The organism is Streptomyces fulvoviolaceus (assembly GCF_000718165.1).
GTDB lineage: Bacteria > Actinomycetota > Actinomycetes > Streptomycetales > Streptomycetaceae > Streptomyces > Streptomyces fulvoviolaceus.
Genome location: NZ_JOEY01000073.1, coordinates 26,929 through 35,472, shown reverse-complemented (window position 1 = coordinate 35,472; position 8,544 = coordinate 26,929). Strand labels below are relative to the sequence as shown.

The window sequence follows — 8,544 nt, the reverse complement described above, 5'->3', positions numbered from 1 at the left end:
TATTTCCAGGGAGGTGCGGATGTCGGTCTGCAGTCCGCCGAAGCGCTTGGGCCGCAGCAGGGACAGCAGTCCGGCCTCGCGCAGTGCGGTGATGTTCTCCTCCGGCACCCGTCGTTCGACGTCGGTGCGTTCCGCGTTCGCGGCGAGCAGGGGAACGAGCTTGGAGGCTCGTTCCATCAGTTCGGCACGCAGTTCACGATCCGCCGTCGTGGCCGACGGACGGTCCAAAACGATACTCATCCTCTGACTCCTTCAAGTAGTACGCACACGGCAACCGGCTCACATGCCTCGCGTTGCGAAGCGGGGGGTCGCTGCGGTCAGGTCCTAAGCGATGACGTGGTGGACCGCGGTCTCGAACTTGCTCAGGGCCGCTTCCATTTCCCTCTGGTTTCCGGGGTAGGCGGCCTTGTTGTGACCGGTGTCGTCCTGCGAGTAGTTCACGCACCCGCCGGCCACGGTCGGACCGTGCGCGAGGATCTCGTCGGTCCGGCGCTTCCATTCGGTCTCGGCGCTCTCGTGGACCTCGACCGCGCGGATCCCGTGCTCCTCCATGTACTGGAGCACCTTGACCAGGTACGCCCCCACGACCTCCCCGCAGGCAAGACCGTTCCAGTTCTGGCCGTTGGGCCCGGCGCCGCCGATCAGGAAGAGGTTGGGACAGCCGGAGACCTCCACGGACTTGTACGCCCGCGGATGACCCTGCTGAACCTCGCCCACCGTCCTGCCGTCACGCCGCTTTATCTTGTGCAGGACGTGACCGCCGTAGAGGAAACCCGTGGCGAGGACGATCGTGTCCACTTCGAACTCGCGCCCGCCGGTGGACCGGATGGACCCCGCACCGATCTCCGCGGTCCCTTCCGCCACCAGCTCGACGTTCTCCTCCTGCAACGCCGCGTAGTAGTCGTCGCTCGCGCCCGGCCGCTTGCAGGCGAACTGGTGATCAGGCGTCAGCATCCGACGCAGCTCCGGGTCGGGTACCTGCTCCTCCAGGTACGCGCGAGCCATGTCCTCGAACTTCTGGGACTCCGCAGGATCCTTCATCAGGAACGCGTTCTCCCACATGCGCTCCGCGTACTCGAAGATCTCCTGTCGCTGTTGCAGGAGTATCTCGGGCGATTCACGGAAGGACGCCATGTCCTCCGCGGTGAAGACGCGGTCGTTCTTGGGCAGGATCCAGGCCGGGGTGCGCTGGAACACCGTGACCTGCCGCGCCGCCTTCTGCATCGACGGCACGATCTGCAGGGCTGACGATCCGGTGCCGACGACAGCGATCCGGTCGCCCTCGCCGGTGTAGCCCTCCGGCCACATCGACGAATGGAAGATCCGCCCCTCGAAGGAATCCACACCGGGAATCTTCGGGAAGACCGGCTCCTCCAGAAAACCGGTCACAAGAACCAGGGCATCAGCGTGGTACGTACCACCCGTCGTCGACACCGACCAGCACGCGGAGTCCTCCAGCCATTCCGCGCCCAGCATCTCGGTCCCGAAACGCGTGCGTGCGTAGAGATCGTGGTCGGCCGCGACCTTCCGCAGATAGGCCGCCACTTCGGGTTGTTTCGCGAACAGGGTCGACCATTCCGGGTTGATGGCGAAGCTGAACTGGTAGATGGAGATCGCCCCGTCCACCCCACACCCCGGGTACGTGTTCTGGTGCCACACACCCCCGAAGTCGTTGTGCTTCGTGATGATCACGAAGTCCTCGATCCCCGCCTGCTTCAGCAGTACCGCCGCGGAGATCCCGTTCCCTCCGGACCCGACGATGAGCACCTTCGTACGACGGACTCCGCCCACGATCTCGTTCACGATCCCACCCTCTCGCTCGGCCGAGCGCACTCCCACACGCTCTCACGGCCAGTACAGTTCTATTACGGCCGTCATGAAACTGCGATGTTGCGATGAGCATCGCAGCGGCGTGTTTCCGGTGGGTTAAGCCGCGCAAAAAAGCACAGCCTGTCGCCAACTACCGCCTCACCTGCATGATTCGGATCGCACACGTGGCCGTCCAGGTGTGCGTCAACCGGTCGCGTGTCGAGCGCAGGTGTGTACTCTTGCGGTGACGGTCGTAAGAGTTATCAGCTATGGGAGGCAGCCGTGCCCGAGGCAAGTGAGACGACCATGACCCCGACCGAGACCGTGTCGGCGCTGATCGAGCGCTTCAGTGCCGGTGAGATGGAGGCGGCGCTCGAGCTGTACGCGGACGACGTCGAGCTCTCGATCGAGTTCGGGCTTCCCGAGCGGTTCGTGATCCCCGACAAGGCGAGCCTCGTGGCCGGAATGAAGGCGGCACAGGAGGCCCAGCGAGACAAGCCCTCGCGTATGTACGCCGACATCGAGGTTCGCGATCTCGTGATCCACGAGACGGTGGATCCGAACACGGTGATAGCCGAATGGACGTACGTTTCGCGCATCGAGGACGCCTCGGTCTCGAATCGCAACATCATCGTCGTCGAATGCCGCGATGGAAAGATCGTGCGCTCGCGCGACTACCACAACGACGTCACTCGCGCGGTCGCCGAAGGGACCGTGCCGAAGATCGTCGCAGCCATCGAAGGCATGGCCCTGCCCAAGGACCAGAAGTAGCGGGACTGCCGAAGAAGAATCCTTGCCGGGCCTCGGCCTTCCTCGTATCGGCTGCGATTCCGCGGGAGAATTCCCCGCCCAATGCGCAGTTCACGGATTGCCGAGGCGTGGCAACCACGGAATTCCCCCACGTGGCACGCTTTTCGCTACGCGCTCTTCCCTGCCAGTGCCGTGAAGCCGCCCGGCACACTCATGCGGTGGACTGAGCCGCGGCGAGATCGCGGAACATCTCGCGAGCGGGCGAGCCCGGCTCGGCGTAGTAGATGATGATGCGCTGCCCGGTCTCGGAGATCTGCAGCACCTGACACTCGCACTCCATCCACCCGTTCGTCGGCGAGTGCAACTTCTTGATGATCTTGCGTCGCACTACGACATCGTGGGCGGCCCACATCTCGGCGAAGCGCTCCGAGAGACCGAGCAACTCGGTGACCAGCCCCTCGATGCCCGCATCGCCGGGGTAGCGGGCGTAGGCCGCCCGCAGATCGGCGACGGTGGAGCGGGCGAACTCGACCGAGGCCTCGTCGTGCCAGTTCGGGTCGTCGGCCGGATGGCCGAACATCCAGCGGGCCATGTTGCGCCCGTGCTCCGGGACCGACGTCAGATCGCCGAGGAAGTAGGTCGCGAGATGGTTCCACGCCAGGACGTCGTACTTCGCGTCGACCACGTAGGCCGGCACTTCCGGCATGCCGGCGAGCACGTACTCGATCGCCGGCGGCAGCTCGCGGGTCGGGCCGCAGACCGCGGGAGGGTTCTCTCCGGCCACCCGGAACAGGTACTCGCGCTCGTCCGCGGTGAGCAGCAGTGCCCTGGACAGAGCGGAGAGCACCTGCCGGGAGGGGTTGGAACCGCGCCCCTGCTCCAGGCGGATGTAGTAGTCGATCGATATACCGGCGAGCTGCGCCACGTCCTGCCGGCGTAGCCCGGGCGTACGGCGTCGGGCGCTGTCGGGCAGGCCCACATCACTCGGCCGCAGCCGCGCCCTCCGCGCCCGTAGGTACGCCGCCAGTTCCTCGCGTGGTATCACATGTCGAGTCTGCCACCGTGTGCGCCGCTCCTGGGTGGTACAGCTGGTACCAGCCCCGACAGGTCTCTGCCGCCGCTCGGCGGCACGGTGCACGATCGCGGCATGACACACATCGCTCTGATCACGGGTGCGAACAAGGGAATCGGCTACGAGACCGCGCGGCTTCTCGGCGAGCGCGGGATGACCGTGCTGGTCGGGGCACGCGACGAGTCGCTGGGGCGGAAGGCCGAGGAGTCACTGCGCGAGGGCGGTGTGGATGCCCGGTTCGTGCAGCTCGACGTGACCGACGACGCCTCCGTCCAGCGGGCCGCCGAGTGGGTGGCCGACCAGTACGGGCACCTCGACGTCCTGGTCAACAACGCGGGCATCGTGGCCGCCGCGGAAGGCGCGAAGCCGAGCGAGACCAGTAGGCAGGTGATGCATCGGCTGTTCGACACGAACGTGTTCTCCGTGGTGGCGGTGACGAATGCGTTTCTGCCGCTGCTGCGCGCCGCCGAGGCCGCTCGTATCGTCAACCTCTCCAGCGAGGTCGGGTCGCTCACGGCGATGACCGACCGGCAGAGCCCGCTTGTCCAACTGGTCGACCTGGCCTACCCGGCGTCCAAGACCGCGCTCAACATGGTCACCGCGATGTACGCGAAGGAGCTGTGGGACACCCCCGTCAAGGTCAATGCCGCGATCCCGGGCTACTGCTCGACCGACCTGAACGGCTACTCCGGCGTGCGGACGGCCGCCCAGGGAGCCTCGGTCGGCGTCGCACTGGCCACCCTGCCGGCCGACGGACCGACCGGCGGATACTGGGGCGCCCTCTTCGGAAACGAGCCCGACGAGAACGCCACCGCTCCCTGGTGACCGCAGATGACCGCTGACCGCGGTTGCTGATCGGCGGGCTGGGACACGGTCGGCTCCGGCGCCGGCTCTCGAAGGACTTCCGGGATCAACCACTCGGGATCACCGCAGGACGAAGAGGAGGCGACCATGTCGACGAGTACGATCCGGCCCAGCTCTGTGATCACCACCTTCTACGGCACCTGCGTCCGTCACCTCGGGGGCTGGATGGCCGTCACCGACCTCATCACGTTGATGGCCGAGCTCGACATCGAGAGCACCGCCGTGCACCAGGCGGTGACCCGGCTGAGGAAACGCGATGTCCTGGTCGAGGAACAACGACAAGACACGGGCTACCGGCTGAGCCCGGTCATGGACCCGATCTTCGAGGAAGGCGACCGGCGGATCTTCGGCCATGACGCTCCCGCCAGGCTTGAGGACGGCTGGGTGATGGCGGTGTCCTCGATGTCCCAGTCCCAGGGCGCCCGGCGCGGCCGGCTGCGCTCACGCCTGCTGGAACTGGGCTTCGGCAGCATCGCGCCGGACGCCTGGCTGGCCCCCGCCCAGCGCCTGGAGGGCACCAGGCGCATCCTCCAACGCCTGGACCTGAGCGAGTACGTCCACCTCTTCACCGCCGACTACGCCGCGTTCGGCGATCTGCGGGTCGTCACCACCGACTGGTGGGACATGCCGGCCATCGGGGAGCAGTACGCTGCCTTCGCCAATGCCTACCGGCCGGTCCTCGACGAGCTCAGGGGGCAGGGGCGCCCGGACCCGGCGCAGGCCTTCCGCTTCTACGTGCCCATGCTGACGCGATGGCGTCGGCTGCGGTACCTCGACCCGGGGCTCCCGGCCAAACTGCTCCCCGATGACTGGACGGGGGCCGTGGCCCGCCGCGTCTTCCTCGAACTGGACGGACTCCTCGCCGAACCCAGTCGGCGTCACGTCGAAGGTGTGCCGAGCGGCTTCTCCCGCGCGGCGCCACGGTAGTTCCGCTCGGCACAGCTGAAAGGAACAGCACTGAACCCGCACGGAGCGCTGCAGGGAAGCGCTGCGCGTGCGGGTTCCGCGGTGGGACTGCGTACCGACCGCATGAGGAGCCGGTCGTCCGTTGCTCAGGGAGTGACGAGGACCTTCAGGGCCTGGCGCTGGTCCATGGCGCGGTAGCCCTCGGGAGTCTGCTCAAGGGTGAGGGTGCGGTCGAAGACGCGCCCCGGCTCGACAGTGCCGTTCAGAACATCGGGCAGGAGCTGGTCGATGTAGGCGCGTACGGGAGCCGGGCCGCCGGTGAGGGTGACGTTGGGGCCGAAGAGGGTGCCGAAGCCGACGGGGGCGTCTTCGTACTGGGGGACGCCGACGCGGCTGATGACACCGCCGGGGCGGACGGCGCCGACGGCCATCTCGTAGGCGGGCATGTGGCCGACGGCTTCGAGGACGGCGCGGGTGCCGTGGCCTCCGGTCAGGTCGCGGACCTTGGCGATGCCCTCCTCGCCGCGTTCGGCGACAACGTCGGTGGCCCCGAAGTAGCGTCCGAGATCGGTGCGGTCCTTGTGCCGGCCCATGAGGATGATCCGCTCGGCTCCGAGCTGCTTGGCCGACAGCACCGCGAGCAGGCCGACGGCGCCGTCGCCGATGACGGTGACGGAGTCGCCGGGCTTGACGCGGGCCTGGTGGGCGGCGTGGTAGCCGGTGCCGTACACGTCGGCCAGCGTCAGCAAGGACGGCAGCAGCTTCTCGTCGACGTCGCCCGGGAGCTTGACCAGAGTGCCCTGGGCCTGAGGGACACGGACTGCCTCGGCCTGGGCTCCGCCGATGCCGGCGGCGAAGAAGCCGCCGTTGGGGCAAGAGGTGTGCAGGCCCTCGCGGCAGAACTCGCAGGTGTTGTCGGCGAACGCGAACGGCGCCACCACCAGGTCGCCGCGCTTCAGACCGGAGACCTCCGAACCGAGTTCCTCGACCGTGCCGAGGAACTCGTGGCCCATGGGAACGGGCCCGCCGGATGCCGACATGGTGTGGTAGGGGTGCAGGTCGCTGCCGCACACGCAGGAGCGGACGACACGCACAATCGCGTCGGTGGGCTGCTCGATGACCGGATCGGGTGCGTCCTGGACGCGTACGTCGCCGGCTTCGTACATGTAGGTGGCCCGCATGAGGGACAACTCGCTTTCGTTGCTGTGGGTTGACGTCGGGCTGTCAGGTGGGTGCCGGGACAGCGGACGCGGCCGTCGCAGGGGCTGCTGCTGACCGGCGTTCAGGGGACGGTGAGGATGATCTTTCCGTGGGCCTCGTGGGAGCGGAGGCGTTCGGCGGCCTCGGCGGCGGTGTCGAAGGACAGAGTGGTGTCGATCAGGGGGCGTACCCGGCCGTCGGCGACGGCGGGCAGCAGCGCCTGGCCGGCTGTGGCGATGACGGCGCCGAGTTCGGCAGGTCGTGTGAAGCCGAAGGACACTCCGCGGACGCGGAGGTGGCGGTAGGAGAGGGCGTCGAGGTCGATGGTGGAGGCGGCCCGGTCCAGGCGGCCGATGTTGATGACGGCGCCGTCGGTGCGGGTGGCGGGCAGGCAGGCGGCGAAGGTCTGGCCGCCGACGTGGTCCAGGACGACGTCCACGCCTTCGCCGCCGGTGGCGGCGAGCACGGCCTGGGTCAGGTCCTGCTCGCCGGTGACCACGACGGTGTCCGCCCCGGCCTGCTCCAGCAGGCCGTCTTTGGTGGCACTGCGAGTGGTGGCGATGATCTGGCTCGCGCCCAGGGCGCGGGCGATCTGCACACCGATCAGGGCGATGCTGGAGGTGGCTCCGGTGACCAGCACCGACTGCCCGGCCCGGAAACCGGCCACGGTGAGGGCTCCGTGTTCGGTGAGCATGCCGGTGGGCAGTGCGCATGCCTGCTTGTACCCGAGTTCGTCGGGGACGGGCAGGATGTGCCGGTGGTCGGCCAGGACGTACTGGGCGAAGCTGCCCGGTGTCGTGCCCATCACCCGGCTGCCCACCGCGGGTGCCTGGACTCCGTTGCCGACGGCGGTGACCTCACCGGCGAATTCGTAGCCGGCCTGGTACTCCTTGCCCGTGCCGCCGGATGTGGGGTCGGCAGCGGCCAGCATGGAGGCGTCGGCGTTGTTGAGGGCCACCGCGCGGGCGCGTACCACGACCTGCCCCGGGCCCGGTTCGGGGACGGAGACCTGGCGCGGCGTCCAGTCGGGTCCGGTGCCGCCGAACAGGGCGGTCATCGTGGCGGGCATGAGCGGGTTTCCCTTCGCGTACGGGTCAGTGATTGCGGGTGCGGGGGGCGCGGTACTGCTCGTCGGTGACGTGCTCCAGCCAGGTCGTCTCGGGCCGGTCGTCGTCGGGGGCGGTGCCGTCCCACAGGGCGAGGTGCTGCATGAAGCGGTCCTCGGTGGCGCCGTGCCAGTGCTCCTCGCCGGGCGGACAGGTCACAGTCTGGCCGGGGTGGGCTTCGAAGACGGTGCCGTCGCGGGTGCCGATCAGGGCGATACCGGCCACGACGTGCAGGGTCTGGCCGACGGCGTGGTGGTGCCAGGCGGTGTGGGCACCCGGTGCGAAGCGCACCATGTTGGCCCGGAGCCGGGAGGGCTCTTGGCCTGCGTGGATGACGTCGAACCAGACGTCACCGTTGAACCAGTCCTTGGGGCCCTTGCCGGTGGGCTGGGGCTTGACGAACTCCATCTCGCTGTTCCTCTCGTACGACCGTAAAGGGGGGGGTACAGGGGTGGGCCCGACTCAGGCCGCGGCAGGGGCAGTGATGTCCTTGAGGCGGGTGAGGGCATCCATGGCGTTGGGCCAGCCCGCGTAGAAGGCCAGGTGCGTCAGCGCCTCGGCCAGCTCTTCGCGGCTCAGCCCGTTGTCCAGGGCCAGCCGCAGATGGAAGGTGAGCTGCTCACCCCGGTACAGGGCGGCCAGCGCCGTGACCGTGACCAGACTGCGGTCCCGCGGAGAAAGCCCGGGACGCTTCCACACGTCCCCGAAAAGGACCTCGTCGGTCAGCTCCACCATTTTCGGCGCCACATCGCCCAGAGCCTTTTGCGCCGGTGATTCCTTTTCGGTCATGAACGCATTTCCTTCCATAATGATCCTTCGACCGGCCGGTTCCGATTG

At 68.0% G+C, this 8,544-nt stretch carries 9 protein-coding genes and 1 pseudogene; 3 read left to right on the top strand and 7 right to left on the bottom strand.

Annotated elements, in window-relative coordinates:
- Both IG08_RS0147755 and IG08_RS0147750 read right to left on the bottom strand, forming a co-directional pair.
- A pseudogene (locus tag IG08_RS0147755) lies at window positions 1-240 on the bottom strand (acyl-CoA dehydrogenase family protein); the annotation flags it as partial.
- Window positions 241-324: 84 nt separating this feature from the next.
- Window positions 325-1,803: a flavin-containing monooxygenase gene (locus tag IG08_RS0147750; protein ID WP_030619297.1), complete on the bottom strand. Its 1,479-nt coding sequence runs from the start codon at window positions 1,801-1,803 to the stop codon at window positions 325-327.
- 312 nt (window positions 1,804-2,115) lie between these two features.
- On the opposite strand from IG08_RS0147750, the gene IG08_RS55160 reads away from it, so the two are divergent.
- Window positions 2,116-2,580, top strand: a complete 465-nt coding sequence (locus tag IG08_RS55160; protein ID WP_043457052.1) for a nuclear transport factor 2 family protein — start codon at window positions 2,116-2,118, stop codon at window positions 2,578-2,580.
- A 190-nt stretch (window positions 2,581-2,770) separates the two neighbouring features.
- Here IG08_RS55160 and IG08_RS0147740 read toward each other — a convergent pair whose 3' ends face one another.
- The gene (locus IG08_RS0147740) at window positions 2,771-3,604 is read right to left on the bottom strand and encodes a helix-turn-helix transcriptional regulator (RefSeq protein WP_106981154.1); all 834 of its coding nucleotides are present in this window, start codon (window positions 3,602-3,604) and stop codon (window positions 2,771-2,773) included.
- A 102-nt stretch (window positions 3,605-3,706) separates the two neighbouring features.
- Here IG08_RS0147740 and IG08_RS0147735 point away from each other — a divergent pair, with 102 nt between their 5' ends.
- Entirely contained in the window at window positions 3,707-4,456 is a 750-nt protein-coding gene (locus tag IG08_RS0147735; RefSeq protein WP_030619294.1) for an SDR family oxidoreductase, read from the top strand.
- A gap of 126 nt (window positions 4,457-4,582) precedes the next feature.
- Window positions 4,583-5,422, top strand: a complete 840-nt coding sequence (locus IG08_RS0147730) for a PaaX family transcriptional regulator (RefSeq protein ID WP_030619292.1) — start codon at window positions 4,583-4,585, stop codon at window positions 5,420-5,422.
- Between the two features lie 125 nt (window positions 5,423-5,547).
- Here the strand turns inward: IG08_RS0147730 and IG08_RS0147725 are convergent, their stop codons facing one another.
- From IG08_RS0147725 to IG08_RS0147710, 4 genes are all read right to left on the bottom strand, one after another.
- On the bottom strand, window positions 5,548-6,582 hold the full coding sequence (locus IG08_RS0147725) for a zinc-dependent alcohol dehydrogenase family protein (protein WP_030619290.1): 1,035 nt from the start codon (window positions 6,580-6,582) through the stop codon (window positions 5,548-5,550).
- A gap of 101 nt (window positions 6,583-6,683) precedes the next feature.
- Window positions 6,684-7,670 (bottom strand): quinone oxidoreductase family protein, encoded by a 987-nt coding sequence (locus IG08_RS0147720; RefSeq protein WP_030619288.1) that lies wholly within the window; start codon window positions 7,668-7,670, stop codon window positions 6,684-6,686.
- 25 nt (window positions 7,671-7,695) lie between these two features.
- On the bottom strand, window positions 7,696-8,115 hold the full coding sequence (locus IG08_RS0147715) for a (R)-mandelonitrile lyase (protein ID WP_030619286.1): 420 nt from the start codon (window positions 8,113-8,115) through the stop codon (window positions 7,696-7,698).
- Window positions 8,116-8,169: 54 nt separating this feature from the next.
- Entirely contained in the window at window positions 8,170-8,496 is a 327-nt protein-coding gene (locus IG08_RS0147710; RefSeq protein WP_030619284.1) for a carboxymuconolactone decarboxylase family protein, read from the bottom strand.
- Window positions 8,497-8,544: the final 48 nt, after the last annotated feature.